This is a genomic window from Vibrio alginolyticus NBRC 15630 = ATCC 17749 (genome assembly GCF_000354175.2).
Lineage (GTDB): Bacteria > Pseudomonadota > Gammaproteobacteria > Enterobacterales > Vibrionaceae > Vibrio > Vibrio alginolyticus.
On the sequence record NC_022359.1, the window covers coordinates 666,251 to 686,577 of the forward strand.

Sequence of the window (20,327 nt, forward strand, 5' to 3'; positions counted from 1 at the left end):
ATGAAATGGCTTTCTAAGAGTTGGGCAGTAGCCGCCGTGTTGCTGGTGGGATGTGCTGGCCGTCAGGAATTTATTCCGCCTGAGCCGAATGCTGAGGAATATGCACCACCAACGCTCGATTACACGCTGCCGGAAACCCAATCTGGTAGCCTTTATCGTCACCAATACACGATGACTCTGTTCCAGGATCGTCGTGCTTACCGAGTTGGCGATGTATTAACGGTTCAATTATCAGAAGAAACCTCATCGAGTAAAAATGCGGGTACTAAGTTCGGTAAAAGTTCAGCAATTAACTTTGTGGCGCCGACCATAGGCACGAAAACTATCGATGAGTTAGGGGTTAGCGTGGATGGCAAACGTAACTTCGATGGCAGTGCATCAAGTTCACAAGGCAACAAGCTTCAAGGTGCCATTACGGTAACGGTACACGAAGTATTACCTAATGGCGTATTGCGTATCAGCGGTGAAAAATGGCTTCGTCTGAATCAAGGCGACGAGTTTATTCGTCTAACCGGTATCGTCCGTGTGGATGATATTAACCGCAGTAACCAAGTTTCTTCTCAACGAATTGCTGATGCAAGAATTACCTACGCAGGTCGCGGAGCGCTAGCTGACAGCAACGCAGCCGGGTGGCTAACTCAGTTTTTCAACAGCCCATGGGTACCTTTCTAATGAAGACAATGCAATCTTTCTTTATGTCTCTCCTATTGGTGTTGACCTTGGGACTACCAGGCACTTCACGTGCTGAAGCGGAAATTCCGATCATGGACTTGGTCGATGTTCGCGGCATTCGAGAAAACCAACTGGTTGGTTATGGTTTGGTAGTTGGCTTAGCCGGCCAAGGTGACCGAAACCAAGTGAAATTTACCTCTCAATCTATTACCAACATGCTACGTCAGTTTGGGGTTCAAATTGATGACAGTATGAACCCTAAGCTACGAAATGTGGCTTCTGTGAGTGTGACAGCGTCCGTTGACCCAATGGCAGGCCCAGGACAAACGTTGGATGTGGTTGTGTCTTCAATCGGTGATGCAAAGAGCCTTCGCGGTGGTACGTTATTGCTAACGCCTTTACGTGGTATTGATGGCGAAGTGTACGCGATTGCGCAAGGTAACGTGGTTGTGGGCGGCTTATCTGCAGAGGGGCGAAGTGGCTCCAAAGTAGAAGTAAACACACCAACGGCGGGTCGCGTTCCGAATGGTGCGACTTTAGAGAGAGAAATCAAAACCGATTTCAACCAACGTGATGAAATCACCCTAAACCTGCGCAAGCCTAGCTTCACTACAGCAAAAAATATTGCGCGTGAAATTAACAACACTTTTGGACCTAACGTTGCAGTTGCGATCAATAAAGCGCGCATTGATATGCGTGCACCAAAAGATACACAGCAGCGTGTCGTCATGATGTCGATGCTTGAAGAAATGAGCGTCGTTGAAGGCCGTAAACCTGCTCGTATTGTCTTTAACTCTCGCACTGGCACCGTAGTGATCGGTAAGAGTGTCAAAGTGAGTGAAGCAGCAGTAAGTCACGGTAACTTGACCGTGCGAATTTCTGAATCACAACAAGTTAGTCAGCCTAATGCGTTTGCAAATGGCGATACGAAAGTCGTTAACCAAACGGACCTTGATGTGAATGAAGATCTCGCTCAGATGGTGATTTGGCCTCCAGGCACGGAACTTAACACCATAGTTAATGCGGTAAATAGTTTAGGTGCCACGCCTACAGACTTGATGTCTATCCTGCAAGCTTTGAGTGAAGCGGGTGCATTGAACGCTGAATTGGTCGTGATATAAGGAGTTAAGGATGAAGCTAGACAGTACCAATGAACAAACTCAGTTAAATTCGATGCTTTATCACGACAATAGTGCATTGGCTAACATCAAGCATAGTCGTGATCAAGAAGGCGCACTTGAAGTCGTCGCAGGTCAATTTGAGGCAATGTTCCTACAAATGGTGTTACGCCAAATGCGCAGCAGTAGTGATGCTCTTGCTGATAAAGACAGCCCGTTCGCCAGTCAGCAACAAGGGGTATTCCGTGATATGTATGACGGTCAGCTGGCGATGGAACTAGCAAAGAAACAGAGCTCAGGCATTGCCAATATGCTCATCCAGCAGCTGAGCCCGTCTATGCGTGAGGTTGCTTTCGATGCTGCGCGCAACATCTCATCCGCTAACGATGGTAAAGCTTCGAATTCTGAATCTATCTCACAAGTAGATTCTAAAGAGGTGGAGAAGAATTCAAGCCTATTTAATACCGCTTCTCAAGCCGTCGCCTCTGTTAAACAGGTATTCGGTGAGGCCGGTATGACTACCGCGTTTTCTCAGCCGTTGATCAGAAAAATGGAGCTGTAAATGAACCTAGTTAATATTGCCCTTTCAGGTTTAGGCGCGAACCGTGTGGCCCTAGACGTAACCGCGCAAAACGTGGCAAACGTGAATACCGTGGGTTACAGTCGTCAACAAGCGTTGATGGCGTCTGTCGATGATGGTAAAGCCAATCGCTTAAGTCCAGGTTTAGGGGTAGAAGTCACTAGCATTCGCCGCGTTACTGATCAATTTCTGATTAAGCAAACGTGGTCGACTAACAGTATGGCGGCATACGCATCTGGATACACCAGTAACATGAGTCAGCTGGAGAATACGCTTGGTGCCGATGGTTTCAGTATATCGGCTGGCTTGGACTCGCTAAACGCTGCGCTTAACGATGCGACCGTTAAGCCGGAATCCATACCTTACCGCCAGCAGATCATTAACGAATCTGAAGCTTTGGCCCGCCGCTTTAATACGCTTACCGAGTCTTTATACAATCAACATAAAGACATGAGCGACCAACGTAATGCAGCGCTTAACCACGCGAATAGCCTTATGGAAAATATCGCGAAGGTGAACAAGCAACTGGTAGAGATGCAAGGTACAGGTGGTAATCCATCACAGTTAATGGATGAACGAGATAGGTTAATCGGTGAGTTATCTCAAACCATTGAAATCAAAACAACACAGCAGCATGACGGCAGTGTTCAGGTCACACTAACCTCTGGTCAACCGCTTGTGATGGGTACGGACCATGGCAAACTGGAAGCCATTCCTGACCCGAGTGATCCTTACTTAGCGGACTTACACGTCACGTTCTCGAATCAAAGCTTTGCGATTGGTGACTCGCTTGGTGGCAAATTAGGTGCGATTAATGACTATCAAACCGAAGTGTTGAAACCAAACCAACTGGCTCTGAATGACATGGCGAAAGCTCTCGCGGATGAATACAACGCCGTGCTTGCAACTGGCAAAGACTTAAATGGCAACCCAGGTAAACCTTTGTTCAGCTATGACCCAGCAAACCCTGCAGCCAGTTTGGATATTACCAAGCTAACTCCAGATGAGCTTGCGTTCTCAAGTGATGGAACACCTGGTAACGCAGATGCGTTGCAATCATTGATCGAGTTAAGCAACAAGCCAGTGGCGGTATCAGGTTACGGCTCAGTAAGCTTGAACGATGCCTTTAGTTCAATGGTGGGTCAAACCGCAATTAAAGCACGCCAAGCTAATGCTGATTATCAAGCGAAGTTAGCCATGAACAAGCAAGCGCACGCAGCTCGCGATAATGTTAGTTCCGTAAACAGCGATGAAGAAGCGGCTAACCTAATGATGTTTGCTAATGCGCACAATGCCAACATGAAAGTGATCAGCACAGCAAATCAACTGCTCGATTCTATTCTGCAGTTATTCTAAGAGGAAAGTTTAGATGCGAATTAGTGACAATCAATTTAGTCAAATGATGTTGCACAGCTTGCAGAGCAATAGCGCGGGATTAGGCGAAGCTCTGCAACAGATGTCTACTGGCAAGCGCTTAACCAAGCTGTCTGACGATCCAATGGCTTCGATCAAGTTGCTTAACTTAGACCGAGAAACCAGTGCGATTGCTCAGTACAAAAACAACATTGAAAACGTAAAAACGACGCTATCGAGTCAAGAAACCCATTTAGATTCGATCAAAGAAAGCTTAAAAAGCATGCGAGACATCGCGCTTTGGGGTGCGAACGGCTCTCTTACTGACGAAAGTCGTGGCGGTATGATTACAGAGCTTAAGAGTTACCGTGATTCTATTGAGTCGTCTTTTAACGCGCAGGATGAAGAAGGGCACTACCTTTTCTCTGGTACTAAAACGGATACTGCGGCTGTAAGTAAAGCGAGCGGCAGCTACGTAATTGAAGGTAATAGTGACAAGCGCGTAGTAACAATTGCTAAAGGTGTCACGATGGATTCCAATATGACTGCAAAAGAAATATTGGACCTTGGGGGAGGCCATAACGTGCTTAACCAAATTGATGCGCTGATCAAAGAGTTTGAGAGCCCTACCGCCAACTTCAGAGCTGAAGTTGAGGCGAGTATCAGCGCTATCGACGATACTTTTTCAAACGTACTAGGGACCATGACTGAGATTGGTGGTCGACACAACAACTTAGATCTTGTTGGTGGCGCGCACAGTGAAAACAAGCTGTTCGTTGACAAGGTATCTGGAGACCTCTCTGCTCTGGACTATGGTGAAGCGTCGGTACGATTGAGTAATTACATGGCCGCTTTGCAAGCAACGCAAGCAAGCTATGTGAAGATCGATGGTTTGTCGCTGTTTGACCGTTTATAAGGTTAGGAAGTTCTTTTTATGGTAATGAGTACAGTAGAGGTTAGACCCCATAGCATACGCTTAGGTGGACAAGAACAAGCCTCTATCATGCCGACCCGTTCTGCAGACTCAAGTACGGCAATTAAACCGCGTCCGGCGCAAATTCAGGCTGACACTGCGTCAGCCTACTCTGTATCTGGTATTCAGCTTACGCAGGGTCAGCAGCAAGCCACGGCGGTTCAGATCGCGTCCAAATCGCTGCAGGTGATTGGCAAAGAGCTCACGCAAATTAAACGTGGTTTGACGCAAGCTATTAATCAAGGCGTACAAAATGTTCCTGGTTTGCAGGATACATTGGTTCGTTCTAAAGCCACCATCCAAAAAGTCGTTGAGCAAGCACGTTTCGATGGCCAGAAAGTCCTAAATAACGAACTGCACTTAAAACTGGATAAAGCGGACATTCGTCGCTTTTCTATTCCAGGTTTGAATGTTCATCGCTTAAGCGACAAGGCCGAGCAAATCCGTTTGGATTTTCCTCAAGGTCAAGCGGTGATGATTCAGTTTGATGGACAATCAGACGGTGAGCGAACGGTCAAAATGCTGGATCGCAGCTTGATTGCGTTAGGAATGCGAGCCTCATTAGCCGATGATGGCAGCATTTTATTTGAAGCCAGAGACAACGCTTATCAACAAATGCAGCAAAAGGTGATGGTAACGGGGGAAGGGCACCGATTCCCTGCGGGACAGCCTAACGTTTTGAACTTAAAGTCTGAGCCAGATGGTATTGCGGAGCTCGGGTTTGATCTAGGCTCACGCGACGGCATCAAGCAGACGATTGCCAAAGTAAATCAGCATCTGAAACAAGTTCAAACGAGTTTGCAAGAAGCGAAAGCTTTTCATGGTGAACTGAATACTCAAATGCGTTCTATCCAAACCAAAACCGCACAGCTTTCAGTCAATGAGGTGAATGCAAAACTGGATGGATTCATGCAAAAGTCTGGCGAGTTTACTTCGACTTTTCAGGCATTGAATGCGCAAGCAAACGTGCGTCGTCATACCGTGGTCGCTTTACTGAAGTAACGAACACTCCAATGATTCCCGGCTTTACACTGTTATCGTCCCCCAATAACGAAAACAGCGCACTGTCGGGAATCTCTCTTCGACTCGTCTAGGGCTCGAGTGCTTTTGCCACCGAACGATTCAATTTCTGGAATAGCCATCCAAGTGCTATCAAAGACGCACCTAAGCCTAAGAAGCTTATCGCTCGCCAGAACCCATCCAGAGAGCTCACATCCCATAAGAATACTTTCAGTGCGACACAGGCAAGGACCACTAGACCGACACGCTGCATCATCAGCTCCTGTTGGGTCACGCCGCGCCAAGTCAGCAATCCACCTACGAGCAAGCCAGCCACTGAATAACTGAACAACTCAGCCATGCTGGTTGGCTGATACAGCATCATCGATGTGGTTTGCCAGAATTGACGGATAGACATCCCCAACCAAATGGCTGCAAGTAAAAAGCCTAGACTAGCAATCGCAAATCGATGAACTTGCAACGTATTCCAGCGTTTAAAGGCTGCGATAAGCAGGATGCAAGCTGGTAACAGCCAGCCGATACTCAGCATGTTAAAGATGGGAAGTGCTTGTGCCGAGACGTTATCAGTCACCAACGGCGATTCTGCCGTATTAAGCAAAATAATCAATATAGCGAACGCGCACCAAAGCAAGTAACTATAGATTTCGTAGATACGGCTTAAGCGTTGCGCAAATTGGCTGCGGTAGCTGTATACCAAACCCATAACTAATGCTTGATTGGCAAAGACTGCCGCACTTGTGAAGTCGATGTGCCCCAAGTAACCATATTGCCCCGTTAACCAGTAGTTAGTTTGGGTGAACAATGCCATTAAGAATACATGTAAAAACGCCCCTTCAAACCAGTTGGTCAGTTCTCGGTCCACTTGTTTTAGTGTTGAACGAGCATAAGACAAGATGAAGAGAGAAGGCAGATAACTCACCAGAACCCAAGCCCAATGCCCAGCTTCTACCGGTTGCCATTCGGGGATGAAAGGTAGCAGCGTGAGTCGGATAACCAGTATTCCCATTGCCACTTTAATCGCCCAACTCGCAGGTCGAAATAACCCGAATTGAGCCTGTAAGGCCATTATCGCAACTTGTATTGAGATTGCTGTTGTTAACCAAGTATCACTCAACCAAACAAAAGCGATACCTACGATTAAAGCATGCATAACGGCAGAGCATTCTAATGCCAACGAACGTGCACGCTGACCAAGCACAGCATAGTAAGTGGCCATCAATGCGCAGAATGCAGTCCAATACCACAGGTAGCCTTGCATAAATTCGTCAATATAAAACAACGTAATTAAGCTCATCGCGGGAGCCAGTACCAGCAGAAGCAGCCCACTGAGTTGCGAACGGTCACTAAGTGATTGGCAATATGTTCGATAGCAGATCAGCGCAATACTCACCGCCAATGCGAATAGGATGCTAGCTTCTCGCTCTAACATATACAGCGCATCAAAAGCGATGGTAAGAACAATCAGCGCGGTTGCCGAGACGAGAATGGATGGCAAAAATACACGTAATGACCAGCCTGTACGAAGTGCTGGTAGCCAGATGATCGCAACAAGCAGCGTATAACAGTACGCCATTTGTAGAGCGTTCAGCTCCGGCATTCTGGTGACGGCAGAAAAGGTCAATAAAGCAGTTGCGAGAGCGGTAGCGGTCGGCGAGTTTGTCCACTTGCTTTGATAGTGACGAAAGCGAGGATTGAGCATCCAACCCATTCTCGGAACCGCGAAAATGAGATACAAAGTGATGGAGAGATAAATCGCGAGCCACGAGAACAACCGTTCTGTTGGTACACTCTCAATCAACAGCAACATCCAAATGACATGTGGAATCGCGATACTTGGCGTAATCCATGCCCTACGCACTTTTTGCATCAATAAGGTCGCCGCGAACGAAATCGCGCAGATGTATCCGGCTAACAAAAAGTAGTTGGGTTCACTACCTCCAATCCACAGTGGTGCTGTGTAGCCACCAATTAAGCCAAGCACGGCCATTAACGGCCCTTGTCGCAATGATAATGCTAAACTGAAAAATGCCGCTGAAGCCAAAATGATCAACGAGATACTTGGCGTTAGCATTTGATAAACCACAAAGGCAAAAATGACGGTGCAGTAAATGCCCGTTAATCCCGTACCGGTAACGGCAGCAGGAACATACGTAAAGCCTTGGGCTCGTGCTGCCCGTTGCGGATTCTGTTGTTCTTTACGGTGAAACCACTCGCCAACAAGCACCATTAGTAATGAGATCACAAAGGCAAAGGACACTCGCATAAATGGCGAAAACTGGATGTGGCTACCAATCACCTGTACGAGATAACCTCCACCGATCAGCATGGCCAATGCGCCTACCCAAACCAACCAATTTTCTTGAATGTTGCTAAGCAGGCTCTGAACTTTACTCTGAAGGAATGACTCATTTTCTTGACTAAAAACATCCAGTTGCACTTCTCTTGTCTGGGCGTATTCTTGATTCGCAGCGCTCTGGTTTAAGTCTAGGTTGGCAGCTGGATCATGTTCCCCAGAGGATGAGACATTTTTCTGTTGTGATTCTATGTGAGGTGACGTCGCTACAGATGGTGTGTCTTTTTCGATGCTGGATTGTTGGTGCACTTGTTGGTTTGAGCCCCCATGGACACTGGCTCGTAGTGATGTAACTTCCTCACGAAGTTTGGTTAGTTCTTTTTCTAAAAGTGCAGCTCGGTTGGCGGCTTTCACTCCGATGAGGATGGCGAGACACGCCATGAACAGTGCTAGTATTACGTACAATCCATTTCTCCTTGCGTACGTCGCGTGACCCACGATTCTTAACTTTGAGCACTTACGCTAAAGCTTAGTTCATGCTCTATGCCTTAGCCTCATATAGTGCTAGGTTCCGCGCTTTCTTCAGAAATCATTCTACATAATGAAACTCAATGCGTAATGATGAATTCGACAAAGTCGCACACTTGTGTGCCACTTTAAGACCTGATGAACAAAAATGAGTCGTTAAGTCATTGGGGGTCAACTATATTCATAGTTCTGATGCGATCGCCAAAGGACTTCAAACATGTGCGTTTCGTAGCGATGTCATCGAAGGTCAGTCGTTTGATTTGCACGTTCGGTTGTTTCTATTTGACCGTAAGGCTGAATGTATTCGGGTATAGCGCATTCACGCGAAAAAAGACAAAAACAGGTAATTATTGATGCAAGTGGGTAATGAAGCGCTGGTGCTGTCAGCGGTTGGGGTTATTGGTTTAGGTTGCCAATGGTTAGCTTGGCGATTGCGTTTGCCAGCGATTTTATTTTTGTTGTTGGCAGGGCTGATCGTCGGGCCATTTATGCAGTGGTTAAATCCTGATGAGATATTAGGTAATTTGCTCTTTCCGTTGGTCTCTTTGGCGGTGGCAGTGATTTTATTTGAAGGCAGTTTGACCTTAAATTTTAAAGAAATTCGTGGCGTGAGTGGTTCGGTATGGAGCATTGTTTCCATCGGGGCGATCATTTCGTGGGCGGCGACCAGTATCGCAACACACTATTTCCTCGGCTTTACTTGGGAGCTTGCCATGTTATTCGGCAGCTTAACCGTAGTAACAGGGCCGACGGTCATCGTGCCACTTCTACGAACCGTAAGACCTAACAGTACGCTTGCTAACATTTTGCGATGGGAAGGGATTTTGATTGACCCGCTCGGTGCGCTTTTTGTTGTGATGGTTTACGAGTTTATCGTATCTCACAGCGCGATAAATAGCGTCGAAGTGTTTGGGACGATCATTGCTGTCGGTGTCATGCTAGGTGCGGCCTCAGGCTATGCAGTTGCGACGATCATGCGTCGCTCTTGGCTACCGGAATATTTGCAGCCATTTGCGGTTTTGATGGTGGTTCTAGGTGTATTTTCGGTCTCTAACCACATTGAGTCTGAAGCTGGGTTACTAACCGTCACCGTAATGGGTATGTGGCTCGCAAACGCTAAAGACATCAATATTCAGCAAATTCTGCACTTTAAAGAGCATTTAACCATTTTACTGATCACCGGATTGTTCATCTTCCTTGCGGCTCGAATCAGTCTGGATGATTTTGCTGCGCTAGGTAGCGGTGCGTTATTGTTGTTTGTATTTATGCAGTTAGTGTCGCGTCCGTTATCGATTTTTCTTTCAACCTTCCGCAGCAACTTGCGTCTTAAAGATAAGCTGTTTTTGTCTTGGGTTGCACCGCGCGGTATTGTTGCTGCTTCGATTTCGTCTCTTTTCGCGATCAAATTGACCGAATACGGCATTGATGAAGCGATTTTACTGGTCCCTATGACCTTCATGGTGATTATAGGAACGGTCGTGTTACAAAGTGCGACGGCACGTCCTGTAGCGCTGACGTTGGGCGTTACAGAGCCAGCACCACGCGGCTTCTTGTTGATTGGTGCTAACCGAGTAGCAAGAGAAATAGGGCAGGCGCTGGCGCGTTATGACCGCCGCGTATTAATGACTGACTCAAACTGGGAGTACATCAGTCAGGTTCGTATGTTGGGGTTGGATTACTATTACGGCAACCCTATTTCTAGTCACGCGGACGACAACTTGAACTTGATAGGAGTTGGACAAGTGGTTGCATTAACGCCCGATCAGCATTTCAACATTATGGCTTGCATGCAATTCGTCGACGAGTTTGGGGAAGATAAAGTTCACTGCTTACAAAAAGTGAAAACCAACGGCAATGGCAGCGAGAAGCACTCCGTGGCTCAGGAGTACCATGGTAAATTGCTGATGGGCGGCAATGTAAGCTATACCCAGCTAGCCAGTATGTTAAGTCGTGGTGCAGAGGTTAAACACACGAAATTGAGCGATAACTTCACGTATCAAGATTATTTAGCGCATCACAAAGGTAGTTCAGTTGTACCGCTGTTCCATGTAGAAGAAAAAGGAAAAATTCAATTCTGTGATGATCCCGAACAGTTTGAACCAACGACGACAAGCACTGTTGTGTCGCTAATTCTGTCGGACAGCGTAAAGTAAACTACAGAGCAATGTGATCCATTTTCATCATGGGTATCGTACGCTGATTATCTCAATTTGAAGAGAAACTTGCCGGCTTGTTTAAAACGGAAAGCGAGTTTCTTTTCTTATAATGTCAGGGGCAGTCGAGATTCATTACTCGTTTCGGAAAAGTAATCCGGCAAATTCACAAAATTCGCATTGACGTTACTGATAAGGATCGCAATACTGCGCGACTGTTTTACTTTAGGGTGACATTATGGCTCCGCAAACTAACCGAAAAGATTTACACCTAGATGCTGTTTTACATCATGAAATGAGCATGAAGCATAAAACGGCGGGTTTTGAGTCTGTCGAGTTTGAACACTGTGCGCTGCCAGAATGTGACTTTCACGCGATCGATTTATCGACAGAGTTTCTTGGTCATCAATTAGCGCTACCGTTTTTGATTAGCTCGATGACTGGCGGAGCAAAAGACGCAGAAACGATCAATTGTCGTTTAGCTGAAGCAGCAAGTGAATTAGGTATTGCCATGGGTGTGGGCTCGCAACGGATTAGCTTAGAAGAAAGTCAGCATTCGGGCTTGGGTAAAACCATTCGTGAGTTGGCGAAAGAAGTACCGTTGTATTCCAATCTTGGAGCCGCTCAATTGCTCGATAAAGGTAAACTCGATAATGCGCAACGTGCGGTTGAGGCGATTCAAGCCGATGCCTTGTTTGTGCACGTTAATCCAATGCAGGAAGCGTTTCAGAAAAATGGCGACCACAATTGGGTTGGTGTTTTCCAGGCAATTGAGATGCTTAAATCTCGCGTGAAGGTTCCTATCATTATCAAAGAAGTCGGTTTTGGTATTAGCGGACACGTTGCGCAGCGATTAATTGATGCTGGTGTGGATGCAATTGACGTTGCGGGCGCGGGTGGCACAAGCTGGAGTGCGGTTGAAGGGTATTGCCAAGATAATCCGAAAATGCAGCGTGCAGCCGAGCTTTTCCGCGATTGGGGTGTCCCTACAGCAACATGTTTGGCTCAAATCCGCGCACTGCATCCTACATTACCCTTGATCGCCTCGGGAGGTGTTCATAACGGACTTGAAGCGGCGAAAGCCATTCATTTGGGTGCTAATCTCATTGGGCAAGCTGGTGCGGTATTAAAAGCTGCGACGATCAGCACGCAGTCTGTCGTCGATCACTTTGAACAAATGGCATTAGAGCTGCGTTTAGCGTGCTTTGGTACTGGCTCTTTTAAGGTTGGTGAGCTAACAAAAGCGCGCTGCCTATAGCTTTTAGAATGGCGCGCTTTACACAGAGTCGCTCAATAATTTTTCGGTGTCTTAACACGTAGACTGATAATTTCGTTATAGTTGATACAAAAGTCACTTCAGCTAGTGACGCCTTTATTCAGACACTTGAATGGGCATGTGTTGAAGAGATTGAGTTTAATTTTACTATTGTTTGCAACTGGAACCTTAAATTTATGAAAAAACTAGTCATGCTGATGTTGGCGGCTTCTGCTTTGACCGCTTGTAGTGATGAAGTGGGCACTGAAGGCTGGTGTAACGACATGCGCGATAAGCCAAAAACAGAATGGACAGCAGACAACGCGGTAGACTTTGCAAAGCATTGTGTTCTGCAAGATGGTGTCGGCAGCGAGCAATGGTGTGAAAACCTGAAAGATAAGCCGAAAGGTGACTGGACTGCAAACGAAGCGACCAGCTTTACTAAACACTGCATTTTTTAAGCACAGCGGAAAGCGCCTTTTCTGAGGCGACATTCTGTGAGGTAAACACCAAGCGTTATTGCTTGGTGTTTTTGTATCTAAAATAGCTCGATTTTTCACGTGTCGAGCGCACTTCCCTCTGAATGGAATGTTTTACATTTTCGTTTCATTTTTGAAAACCTGTATTGCCTGTCTTTAATTTTTCGTATTGCAGTGGCATGGTGTCGAGATAGCCATCTAATTCAATTAGATTCATAACAAAAAGGAATTCAAATGGAAGTACTAAAAGGCTCATGTCTGTGCGGCAAGGTAAAGTTGGAAGTGGCAGATGAATTTAAGTACATGGGAAATTGCCATTGCTCTGAATGCCGCAAGTTCACAGGTTCTGACTATTCATCTGCCGGTGGTATTGCGTTGGATAAACTGCTTATTATCCAAGGGAAAGAAGATATTCAAACTTATCAGAAAAGCGAAAATACCATGCTATGCTTTTGTCGCCACTGCGGATCAAGTCTGTATTCGAAAAAGAACAATGGGATCGTCAATATTCGCCTTGGTATCTTGGATGACACACCTTCTCACAAGCCTGATTTCCATATTTTTGTCGCGTCGAAAGCGCCGTGGCTCGAGATATCGGATAACCTGACTCAATTTGATGCTGGGCCAAAATAGAGTTGTTGTAGATAAGTATTTAGAAACAGAGCGCGTTACAATACGCTTGCGACACGCTCTGTGCTTTTACTTTGTATATTAGAACGGAGACGACTATTTGGCGTTTTGTAGTTCTTCTAAGCCACCTGCATTGTGCAGATTCGTAAAGCCTTGCGATTGTAAGTATTGATACGCTTTGCCAGAGCGGTTACCACTGCGACAGTACAACACGATAGCTTGATCTTTATCGACGTCTTGAAAATGTTTATCAAGTTCAGATAAAGGGAAGTTGACGGCATTATCCAAATGCCCTTCAGAAAACTCTTGCGGCGTACGCACATCGACAATCATCGCGCCCTCGTCAATCAATTGCCACCCTTGTTCAGCGCGTTCAGAAGCCGACACGTTGGGTGAGAGGAAGCCAACGCACAACGTTGCAAGAAATAGAGATACGGCCTTTTTCATTGTTTGATTATCCTTTTTAAGAGTACGTAACCACTCTAGATTTGATTGAGCATATTTTCCATCATAAAGAGATGCTAAGTGGTTGTGAATACGATAATTCGATAGAAAATTTTATTTAATTTAATAAAAATTTTTATCAAATTCACCTCTTGAACTCTCATTTTTCGACCTTATTATTTTCATCGAAAGCGAGCTGTCGACTCGCAAATCCATCTTGATGTTTATTTTGTCTTTTATTTTTGGTTCCAAGTAGGAGGCACTTAAAAATGAAAATTCGTCCTTTAAATGACAAGCTAATTGTTGAAAGACAAGAGGTGGAAAATAAATCTGAAGGGGGAATCGTTTTAACTTCTCAGTCGGTGAAAAAATCAAACCGCGGGAAAGTCATTGCTGTTGGTTTAGGTAAACGTCTTGAAAATGGCGAACGCGCTGCGATGGAAGTCAAAGTGGGCGACCAAATCATTTTCAATGACGGTTACGGCGTGAAAACCGAGAAAATTGACGGCGCAGAATACTTAATTCTGTCCGAATCTGATGTGTTAGCAATCGTTGAGTAATTATTTTTGTAGTAGTTTTTTGAGGAGATAACCATGGCTGCAAAAGACGTATTATTTGCTAATGACGCACGTCAAAAAATGCTGAAAGGTGTGAACTTACTGGCGGACGCAGTAAAAGTGACACTAGGCCCGAAAGGCCGCAACGTTGTGCTTGATAAATCTTACGGCGCGCCAACCATCACCAAAGATGGCGTGTCTGTAGCGAAAGAAATCGAACTGAAAGATAAGTTCGAAAACATGGGCGCACAAATGGTGAAACAAGTGGCGTCCAAAGCGAATGATGAAGCGGGGGACGGTACAACGACCGCTACCGTACTGGCGCAATCTTTCATCAATGAAGGTCTTAAAGCGGTAGCCTCTGGCATGAACCCAATGGACCTAAAACGTGGTATCGACAAAGCCACTGAAACGGCGGTTGAGAAACTACGTGAAATGTCTAAGCCATGCAGCGACAAAGAATCCATTACCCAAGTGGGTAGCATTTCTGCAAACAGCGATCGCGCGATCGGTGAAATCATTGCAGAAGCGATGGAGAAAGTGGGTCGCAATGGCGTGATTACGGTTGAAGAAGGCCAAGGTCTAAACAACGAATTGTCTGTGGTTGAAGGTATGCAATTTGACCGCGGTTACTTGTCGCCATACTTCATCACTAACCAAGAAAATGGCAGCGTAGAGCTAGACAACCCTTACATCCTATTGGTGGACAAAAAAGTCAGCAGCATCCGCGAGCTATTGCCTGTACTAGAAGAAGTGGCGAAATCTTCTCGCTCGCTATTGATCATTGCTGAAGACATCGAAGGTGAAGCGCTAGCGACATTGGTTGTGAACAACATGCGCGGCATCGTGCGTGCGACCGCGGTGAAAGCGCCTGGCTTTGGTGACAACCGTAAAGCGATGATGGAAGACATTGCGGTACTAACTGCTGGTACGGTCATCTCTGAAGAAATCGGCCTAGAGCTCGAAAAAGCAACGTTAGAGCAACTAGGTAGTGCGAAGAAAGTGACCATCACCAAAGACACAACAACCATTGTGGGTGGCGCAGCAGAAGCAAGCGCGATTACTGATCGTGTGGCTTCGATTGAAAAACAAATCGAAACAACCACCTCTCAATACGATAAAGACAAGCTTCAACAACGTGTTGCGAAGCTTTCTGGCGGCGTAGCGGTGATCAAGATCGGCGCTGCAACCGAAGTTGAGATGAAAGAGAAGAAAGACCGCGTGGACGATGCGCTACACGCTACTCGCGCAGCGGTTGAAGAAGGTATTGTTGCTGGTGGTGGTGTAGCTCTAACTAAGATCGCGAAAGAATTGGCGGATCTAAAAGGCGACAATGATGACCAAAACGTGGGTATCCGAGTTGCCCTACGTGCAATGGAAGAGCCTCTTCGTCAAATCGCAACTAACGCAGGTGACGAAGCTTCTGTTGTGGCGAACGCTGTCAAAGCGGGTGATGCCGATTACGGTTACAACGCTGCAACAGGTGAATACGGCAACATGATCGAAATGGGTATCTTGGACCCTGCGAAAGTAACACGCTCAGCGCTTCAATTCGCTGCGTCTGTTGCTGGCTTGATGATCACCACTGAAGCGATGATCACCAACCACGTTGAAGACAAAGAACTTGATATCTAACGTCATCAATCGTTAGTGATTAAGTAAGCGTTAAAATAACAATAACATTGCAAAACCTAAGCGGGCTCGCTTGAGCCCGCTAATCAGTCATTTGAGGTAAGTGTTATGACCCGTTTACCTGCGTTTTCTTTCTCAATATCTGAGCCGGGCGGTAATGAAGCTTCGTCAACGTGGCCGACTGCTATTCACTTCCCCCTCGTTCCAGCTGGGCCAGAGTTTTCGATCGAAAATGCTCTGCCTAAACGTCCGACAGTGACGATATTCACTATCGATCTGTCTCAGTTATTTAAAGGGGACGCTCGGGTCATCCATTAACTGTATCGAAACAGCCAGCGCACGTTGGCTGTTTTTTTCTAATTTAAAGTATTGATAATGTAGATTTTTATTTGATTACTGCCACTTGTTCAATGATCAATTTGAACTGGGGTAATCGGACCGCAAGCGCACTACACCTTTAAGCCCAGCATTGCGCCGAAAATGATCAATCCCGCCCCACATGCTTGATTGAGTCGATGCTTAATCTTCAACAAGAAAGCTTGTAGCTGGGATGACGTGAATAAAACAGCAACGATAGAAAACCAAATACCATGCAGCGCAATCATATAAATCCCGTAAAAAAAGGCGATGTGTTGCTGATTAGAGTCGGGAGAAATCACTTGGCTAAAAATACTCAGAAAAAACAGCATCGTCTTGGGATTGAGTAAATTACACAGAAATCCCTGCATGAAAAATCGCCACATTGAATACTCGCTCTGTTGAATGGTTTCTGAGTTTGACGCAGGCTGCGAGGAGAATATTCCTTTAATCCCAAGGTAGACAAGATAAGCGGCCCCAAGATAGCGCACGAGATTAAACAACCATTCATTTTGTGAAGTTAAGTAACTGATCCCCAGCATGGAGTATGCGATGTGGATGCTGATCGCCATGCTGATACCAATCGCACTGTACACGCCTGCTTTTCGTCCTTGATTTAAGCTATTTCTTAATACCAAAACAAAGTCTGCGCCAGGGCTAATAACAATAAGCACACCTAATAACGCAAGAGTTACAAATTCCATATCGATTTCCTGTTTGAATGATGAAGTCTGGGATGTAGCGGAATTGTAGGCGTCTTTATTACTGACTATAATCGAAAAATATTCCCATATTGGTGAGAAAAACTCACAGATGCGTCACCTGAAATCTTTTTATGTCTTCCACGTTGCGGCGAGTTCTTCAAGCTACACTGAAGCGGCTGACAAACTGAACATTACCCACGGAGCCGTGAGTAAGCAGATCAAGCAACTTGAGCAATATCTGTCTCAACCTTTGTTCTTCAAAGAGGGCAGGAAAGTCGTGTTGACGGCAGAAGGCGAATTACTCAAGACATACACAGAAACGGCATTCCAAACGCTAGAAAAAGGCGTGAATACGCTTATGCAAGAGAAGCATCAGCATCTTGAAGTGTCTTGTGAACCGACATTAACCATGCGCTGGTTGATGCCAAGGTTGGCCGCGTTTAATGATGAACACCGTGCTGATGTTCGTTTGTCGACGGCTGGTGGCCCGGTAACATTAGGATCAACTGGGCTTTCGATGGCGATTCGTCGAGACGATTTTGCGCAGCATCACGATTACGACAAAACCATTCTTGTGGAAGAGTGGGTGGGGCCGGTATTTTCTCCTGAGTATTGGCAATCCATTAAAGACAATTTGAAAGCAGCTCGATTGTTGAATAGCCAAACCAGACCGAATGCTTGGGCGGATTGGCAGCAATCAACACGTTGTGAAACTTTCAACGGCAACACTCAGCAATCATTCACGCATTTTTATTTTTGCATACAAGCAGCGGTGGATGGCTTAGGCGTCGCAATGGGATCGTATCCTTTTGTCATGGACGATATTAAGCGTGGTAATTTGGTCGCACCATTTGGGTTTTCTCCATCAAGTTGCAATTACGTTTTATTGAGTCAAGATAAAAAGCGTACAGAACTCGAACATAAATTTATCACGTGGTTACAAACGCAAATGGCAGAGTGTGTGCCACTGTCATCACAGCAGATTACGCAAGGCGAATAGAAGGCATAGAGCGAGATTACGTCAGTCAGTTTTATGGAAAAAGGCTTAGGAAATTGGAAATGGAAAACCTCAATATTGTTGAAATCAAATCATTTGTTCCGGCGAAAGATTACGCGCTATCAAAACGTTTTTATGAGGCGATTGGCTTTGAAATGGCATCGGACTTCGGTGATGTAGCATACTTCTCTCAAGGTAGCTGCGCGTTTCTTTTACAGAATTTTTATGAGCCAGAACACGGCAATAACTTCATGATGCACTTGCTCGTAGAAGACGCAGAAAGCTGGCATCAGCACTTATCCAAAGTGGGTCATGAAGAATTTGGTTCGCGTTTGACTGAGCTGGTCGAGCAACCTTGGGGCATGCGCGAATGTTGTTTGTTTGACCCTAGTGGCGTTTTATGGCGAATTGGCCAGAACACGAATACTGACTAACGCCAGTCTTATTTTCACCACATCTACGCGCAGGTATTGAGATCTCGATATCTGCGCGTTTTCTTTTTTACTTAGCCTTGCCAACGTTTGTAGCGCACTCACGCCTTTTTCGAGGTGGTGTGCGATGGGCTAACGCCAAAAAGCTCCTCAAGCAGCATGGCTTTGAGTTCTGCTCTGACTTCTGCGCCACCGATTAACGCCAAAAGTGCGAGTCCTCCTGGAATAAGGATGACCATTAATATCGGTCTTAAAATATACGAAAAGCAGAAGATGGTCGGGAAGAAAATCAATCCTTGGCCTAGTTTGTTTAATACGTACATGAGCGATTCCTTTTGTTTTTATATAAAATGAGCATGCTCAATTTTATAAATGAGCGCGCTCAATTTGTCAATCTCAACCACGCAAGGTATGATCCTTTCAGGCTCATTAAGCAGACACATCAATGACGAAGCGACAACAAACCAGAGATAAAATTCTAAAAGCCGCATGGGCATCTTTTGCTCAAAATGGCTATGACATGACGACCACAAGGCAGATAGCGAGAGAAGCAGGAGTAGCCGATGGCACAGTGTTTAGCCATTTCCCGACTAAACTGTCGATTTTGCGCGAAGGGATGCTGGCGCAACTGCAACAGATCAGCCAAGAAACGCTAGTCAGTGTGGAAGGTAAAACCGATATCGACATTGGTTTGGCGCTGACGGAGAAATACTATCGCTACTATTTTGCGAACGTTGAGCTGAGCCGAGCTTTGTTGAAAGAAGTGATTTGGGATTTGGATTATTATCAGTCGTTTAACCAAGCTTTGTTTCAATCTGTAAACGGAAGCTCCGTCCTTGAGGGAAAAATACCGCTGATTTTTGACTGCTATTTTATGACGTTAATCTCGCACTTGAGCCGTGCAGAACCGGATGTTGAAGCGGCACTTGAAGAGCTTCATGCTAAGTTTCAGCAAATCATTGCGACTGCATAACATGGCCCCAACGCAGGATCTGAAAGAATATACTGCCTGTCATCTTATTTGCTGGACTCCCATTTTCTCGTTTCAGTTGGCGTCTCACCAAATAGCCGCTTGTAGCTTTGACTGAACTGCCCGAGATGGAAAAAACCAAAGTCAAAAGCAATTTCTGCAATTGTTCGATTATCTTCAGGGCTTTGTAGCACTCTACGTACTTGATTCAGGCGCATTCGATGTATGAACTGCTTTGGGGAAGTATTACAGCAATGTTCAAAGGTGTACTGTAGTGTGCGACGACTGACGTGTACTGCGTCACACAGTTCACTGACGGTTATTGGTGTACGGTAGTCTAGATCCTGTAGCTGTTGTTTTATACGCTGCATCACGTGTTGACGATGAGAGATTGATATCGGATGGCTCGTGTGCAGTGAACTGAGTGAGAACAACTCCAGCACAATGTCTTTTAAGATTGCTTGATGTGTGGTTTCAGACCATCTTGGCTCGGCGGAACCAAGTAACGTGCCTAAGTAGTATTTAAGTTGTTGAATGTGTTTTTCCGTCAAACCCGTTAAGTGAAATATGTTGTTCTGGATACTCCCAAGCTCAAGTTGATTTTCTATGATGTGAACGAAGTTTTTGTCGAGCACTATTCCATAGATAGAAAACTGCTCCGGTGTCATTAACTCAAAATCAGCGCCACCTTGCCTAAGCAAAAGCTGGCTTGAATTAAACTGACTGTGATTTAGGTGTAGCGGCTTATTTTCCGCACTCAAACCCAACCAAATACCTCCCTCTTCAACCCTGCATTGCTGTCTTAGCGAGCGGTTACTGTCTTCACGAAACACATGGAAATTGGGAAATCGTCGTTCTCGAATTTGACCTAAAAATCGACCATCGCTGAGTTGGTCATATTCCTGTTGCCAGTTTATCAGACTCGCAGCTTGTTGGTTTGCATCCTTAGTGTGATGGATGCACAGCATTGGTGCAGTTTGGGGCATTTGGTTACTCATCCTTGTGATGCTCATTCCTTTTTTGTGAGTCATGTTGGAGCAGTATTTACATAACTCATTGTTTATTATTGGTTTATAAATGTTGCCAGTTTTTGATAACGCTACGGAACACATTTGGCAATACTTTCTTAAAGCTTATTGATAGTTCAGCAAAAAGCGAACCAAATAGTGAAGAGGAAGAGC

21 protein-coding genes are annotated in these 20,327 nt (G+C 45.6%); 16 read left to right on the forward strand and 5 right to left on the reverse strand.

The window, feature by feature from the left end:
• The 6 genes from flgH to N646_RS18380 are packed head-to-tail and all read left to right on the forward strand — an operon-like array spanning window position 1 to window position 5,698.
• Window positions 1-672, forward strand: a complete 672-nt coding sequence (flgH, locus tag N646_RS18355; protein WP_017635111.1) for a flagellar basal body L-ring protein FlgH — start codon at window positions 1-3, stop codon at window positions 670-672.
• Entirely contained in the window at window positions 657-1,793 is a 1,137-nt protein-coding gene (locus N646_RS18360) for a flagellar basal body P-ring protein FlgI (RefSeq protein WP_086026720.1), read from the forward strand. The genes flgH and N646_RS18360 overlap by 16 nt, the downstream gene beginning before the upstream one ends.
• 10 nt (window positions 1,794-1,803) lie before the next feature.
• Window positions 1,804-2,352 carry a rod-binding protein gene (locus tag N646_RS18365; protein WP_005374002.1) on the forward strand — a complete coding sequence of 183 codons (549 nt, stop codon included), beginning with the start codon at window positions 1,804-1,806 and terminating at the stop codon, window positions 2,350-2,352.
• Window positions 2,353-3,726, forward strand: a complete 1,374-nt coding sequence (flgK, locus tag N646_RS18370; protein WP_005374000.1) for a flagellar hook-associated protein FlgK — start codon at window positions 2,353-2,355, stop codon at window positions 3,724-3,726.
• 13 nt (window positions 3,727-3,739) lie between these two features.
• Window positions 3,740-4,639, forward strand: coding sequence for a flagellar hook-associated protein FlgL (gene flgL / locus N646_RS18375; protein ID WP_005373998.1), 900 nt, complete (start codon window positions 3,740-3,742; stop codon window positions 4,637-4,639).
• A gap of 18 nt (window positions 4,640-4,657) precedes the next feature.
• Window positions 4,658-5,698 (forward strand): flagellin, encoded by a 1,041-nt coding sequence (locus N646_RS18380; RefSeq protein WP_005373996.1) that lies wholly within the window; start codon window positions 4,658-4,660, stop codon window positions 5,696-5,698.
• 88 nt (window positions 5,699-5,786) lie between these two features.
• Here N646_RS18380 and N646_RS18385 read toward each other — a convergent pair whose 3' ends face one another.
• Window positions 5,787-8,450, reverse strand: a complete 2,664-nt coding sequence (locus tag N646_RS18385; RefSeq protein ID WP_049812046.1) for a DUF2339 domain-containing protein — start codon at window positions 8,448-8,450, stop codon at window positions 5,787-5,789.
• A gap of 440 nt (window positions 8,451-8,890) precedes the next feature.
• On the opposite strand from N646_RS18385, the gene N646_RS18390 reads away from it, so the two are divergent.
• The 4 genes from N646_RS18390 to N646_RS18405 all read left to right on the forward strand — a co-directional run bounded on the left by N646_RS18390 (window position 8,891) and on the right by N646_RS18405 (window position 13,057).
• Window positions 8,891-10,690, forward strand: a complete 1,800-nt coding sequence (locus N646_RS18390; protein ID WP_017819772.1) for a cation:proton antiporter — start codon at window positions 8,891-8,893, stop codon at window positions 10,688-10,690.
• A 238-nt stretch (window positions 10,691-10,928) separates the two neighbouring features.
• Entirely contained in the window at window positions 10,929-11,948 is a 1,020-nt protein-coding gene (fni, locus tag N646_RS18395) for a type 2 isopentenyl-diphosphate Delta-isomerase (RefSeq protein WP_017819773.1), read from the forward strand.
• A gap of 194 nt (window positions 11,949-12,142) precedes the next feature.
• Window positions 12,143-12,406, forward strand: a complete 264-nt coding sequence (locus N646_RS18400; protein ID WP_005373992.1) for a DUF3012 domain-containing protein — start codon at window positions 12,143-12,145, stop codon at window positions 12,404-12,406.
• 252 nt (window positions 12,407-12,658) lie between these two features.
• Complete coding sequence (locus tag N646_RS18405; RefSeq protein WP_005388696.1) at window positions 12,659-13,057, forward strand: GFA family protein; 399 nt, start codon at window positions 12,659-12,661, stop codon at window positions 13,055-13,057.
• A 93-nt stretch (window positions 13,058-13,150) separates the two neighbouring features.
• Here N646_RS18405 and N646_RS18410 read toward each other — a convergent pair whose 3' ends face one another.
• Window positions 13,151-13,501 carry a rhodanese-like domain-containing protein gene (locus N646_RS18410; protein ID WP_017819774.1) on the reverse strand — a complete coding sequence of 117 codons (351 nt, stop codon included), beginning with the start codon at window positions 13,499-13,501 and terminating at the stop codon, window positions 13,151-13,153.
• Window positions 13,502-13,767: 266 nt separating this feature from the next.
• Between N646_RS18410 and N646_RS18415 the strand changes: the two genes are divergently transcribed.
• The 3 genes from N646_RS18415 (at window position 13,768) to N646_RS23920 (ending at window position 16,005) form a co-directional block, all read left to right on the forward strand.
• The gene (locus N646_RS18415; protein ID WP_005373989.1) at window positions 13,768-14,058 is read left to right on the forward strand and encodes a co-chaperone GroES; all 291 of its coding nucleotides are present in this window, start codon (window positions 13,768-13,770) and stop codon (window positions 14,056-14,058) included.
• A gap of 33 nt (window positions 14,059-14,091) precedes the next feature.
• Window positions 14,092-15,690, forward strand: a complete 1,599-nt coding sequence (groL, locus tag N646_RS18420) for a chaperonin GroEL (protein ID WP_017819775.1) — start codon at window positions 14,092-14,094, stop codon at window positions 15,688-15,690.
• Window positions 15,691-15,795: 105 nt separating this feature from the next.
• Window positions 15,796-16,005, forward strand: a complete 210-nt coding sequence (locus tag N646_RS23920; RefSeq protein WP_005373984.1) for a hypothetical protein — start codon at window positions 15,796-15,798, stop codon at window positions 16,003-16,005.
• A 131-nt stretch (window positions 16,006-16,136) separates the two neighbouring features.
• On the opposite strand, the gene N646_RS18425 is transcribed toward N646_RS23920, so the two are convergent.
• Window positions 16,137-16,748 carry a LysE family translocator gene (locus tag N646_RS18425; protein WP_017819776.1) on the reverse strand — a complete coding sequence of 204 codons (612 nt, stop codon included), beginning with the start codon at window positions 16,746-16,748 and terminating at the stop codon, window positions 16,137-16,139.
• A 109-nt stretch (window positions 16,749-16,857) separates the two neighbouring features.
• Between N646_RS18425 and N646_RS18430 the strand changes: the two genes are divergently transcribed.
• Window positions 16,858-17,748, forward strand: a complete 891-nt coding sequence (locus N646_RS18430; protein ID WP_017819777.1) for a LysR family transcriptional regulator — start codon at window positions 16,858-16,860, stop codon at window positions 17,746-17,748.
• 59 nt (window positions 17,749-17,807) lie between these two features.
• Window positions 17,808-18,179, forward strand: coding sequence for a VOC family protein (locus tag N646_RS18435; protein WP_017819778.1), 372 nt, complete (start codon window positions 17,808-17,810; stop codon window positions 18,177-18,179).
• 98 nt (window positions 18,180-18,277) lie between these two features.
• On the opposite strand, the gene N646_RS18440 is transcribed toward N646_RS18435, so the two are convergent.
• On the reverse strand, window positions 18,278-18,499 hold the full coding sequence (locus N646_RS18440) for a hypothetical protein (RefSeq protein WP_017819779.1): 222 nt from the start codon (window positions 18,497-18,499) through the stop codon (window positions 18,278-18,280).
• A 122-nt stretch (window positions 18,500-18,621) separates the two neighbouring features.
• On the opposite strand from N646_RS18440, the gene N646_RS18445 reads away from it, so the two are divergent.
• Window positions 18,622-19,149 carry a TetR/AcrR family transcriptional regulator gene (locus N646_RS18445; RefSeq protein ID WP_005373975.1) on the forward strand — a complete coding sequence of 176 codons (528 nt, stop codon included), beginning with the start codon at window positions 18,622-18,624 and terminating at the stop codon, window positions 19,147-19,149.
• Window positions 19,150-19,193: 44 nt separating this feature from the next.
• Here N646_RS18445 and N646_RS18450 read toward each other — a convergent pair whose 3' ends face one another.
• Complete coding sequence (locus N646_RS18450) at window positions 19,194-20,144, reverse strand: helix-turn-helix domain-containing protein (RefSeq protein ID WP_017819780.1); 951 nt, start codon at window positions 20,142-20,144, stop codon at window positions 19,194-19,196.
• Window positions 20,145-20,327: the final 183 nt, after the last annotated feature.

What these genes read in the sequence shown, in the direction of transcription:
- flgH (WP_017635111.1), top strand. Translation starts at nt 1, where the DNA reads ATGAAATGGCTTTCTAAGAGTTGGGCAGTAGCCGCCGTGTTGCTGGTG.
- N646_RS18360 (WP_086026720.1), top strand. Translation starts at nt 657, where the DNA reads ATGGGTACCTTTCTAATGAAGACAATGCAATCTTTCTTTATGTCTCTC.
- N646_RS18365 (WP_005374002.1), top strand. Translation starts at nt 1,804, where the DNA reads ATGAAGCTAGACAGTACCAATGAACAAACTCAGTTAAATTCGATGCTT.
- flgK (WP_005374000.1), top strand. Translation starts at nt 2,353, where the DNA reads ATGAACCTAGTTAATATTGCCCTTTCAGGTTTAGGCGCGAACCGTGTG.
- flgL (WP_005373998.1), top strand. Translation starts at nt 3,740, where the DNA reads ATGCGAATTAGTGACAATCAATTTAGTCAAATGATGTTGCACAGCTTG.
- N646_RS18380 (WP_005373996.1), top strand. Translation starts at nt 4,658, where the DNA reads ATGGTAATGAGTACAGTAGAGGTTAGACCCCATAGCATACGCTTAGGT.
- N646_RS18385 (WP_049812046.1), bottom strand. Translation starts at nt 8,450, where the DNA reads ATGGCGTGTCTCGCCATCCTCATCGGAGTGAAAGCCGCCAACCGAGCT.
- N646_RS18390 (WP_017819772.1), top strand. Translation starts at nt 8,891, where the DNA reads ATGCAAGTGGGTAATGAAGCGCTGGTGCTGTCAGCGGTTGGGGTTATT.
- fni (WP_017819773.1), top strand. Translation starts at nt 10,929, where the DNA reads ATGGCTCCGCAAACTAACCGAAAAGATTTACACCTAGATGCTGTTTTA.
- N646_RS18400 (WP_005373992.1), top strand. Translation starts at nt 12,143, where the DNA reads ATGAAAAAACTAGTCATGCTGATGTTGGCGGCTTCTGCTTTGACCGCT.
- N646_RS18405 (WP_005388696.1), top strand. Translation starts at nt 12,659, where the DNA reads ATGGAAGTACTAAAAGGCTCATGTCTGTGCGGCAAGGTAAAGTTGGAA.
- N646_RS18410 (WP_017819774.1), bottom strand. Translation starts at nt 13,501, where the DNA reads ATGAAAAAGGCCGTATCTCTATTTCTTGCAACGTTGTGCGTTGGCTTC.
- N646_RS18415 (WP_005373989.1), top strand. Translation starts at nt 13,768, where the DNA reads ATGAAAATTCGTCCTTTAAATGACAAGCTAATTGTTGAAAGACAAGAG.
- groL (WP_017819775.1), top strand. Translation starts at nt 14,092, where the DNA reads ATGGCTGCAAAAGACGTATTATTTGCTAATGACGCACGTCAAAAAATG.
- N646_RS23920 (WP_005373984.1), top strand. Translation starts at nt 15,796, where the DNA reads ATGACCCGTTTACCTGCGTTTTCTTTCTCAATATCTGAGCCGGGCGGT.
- N646_RS18425 (WP_017819776.1), bottom strand. Translation starts at nt 16,748, where the DNA reads ATGGAATTTGTAACTCTTGCGTTATTAGGTGTGCTTATTGTTATTAGC.
- N646_RS18430 (WP_017819777.1), top strand. Translation starts at nt 16,858, where the DNA reads ATGCGTCACCTGAAATCTTTTTATGTCTTCCACGTTGCGGCGAGTTCT.
- N646_RS18435 (WP_017819778.1), top strand. Translation starts at nt 17,808, where the DNA reads ATGGAAAACCTCAATATTGTTGAAATCAAATCATTTGTTCCGGCGAAA.
- N646_RS18440 (WP_017819779.1), bottom strand. Translation starts at nt 18,499, where the DNA reads ATGTACGTATTAAACAAACTAGGCCAAGGATTGATTTTCTTCCCGACC.
- N646_RS18445 (WP_005373975.1), top strand. Translation starts at nt 18,622, where the DNA reads ATGACGAAGCGACAACAAACCAGAGATAAAATTCTAAAAGCCGCATGG.
- N646_RS18450 (WP_017819780.1), bottom strand. Translation starts at nt 20,144, where the DNA reads ATGAGTAACCAAATGCCCCAAACTGCACCAATGCTGTGCATCCATCAC.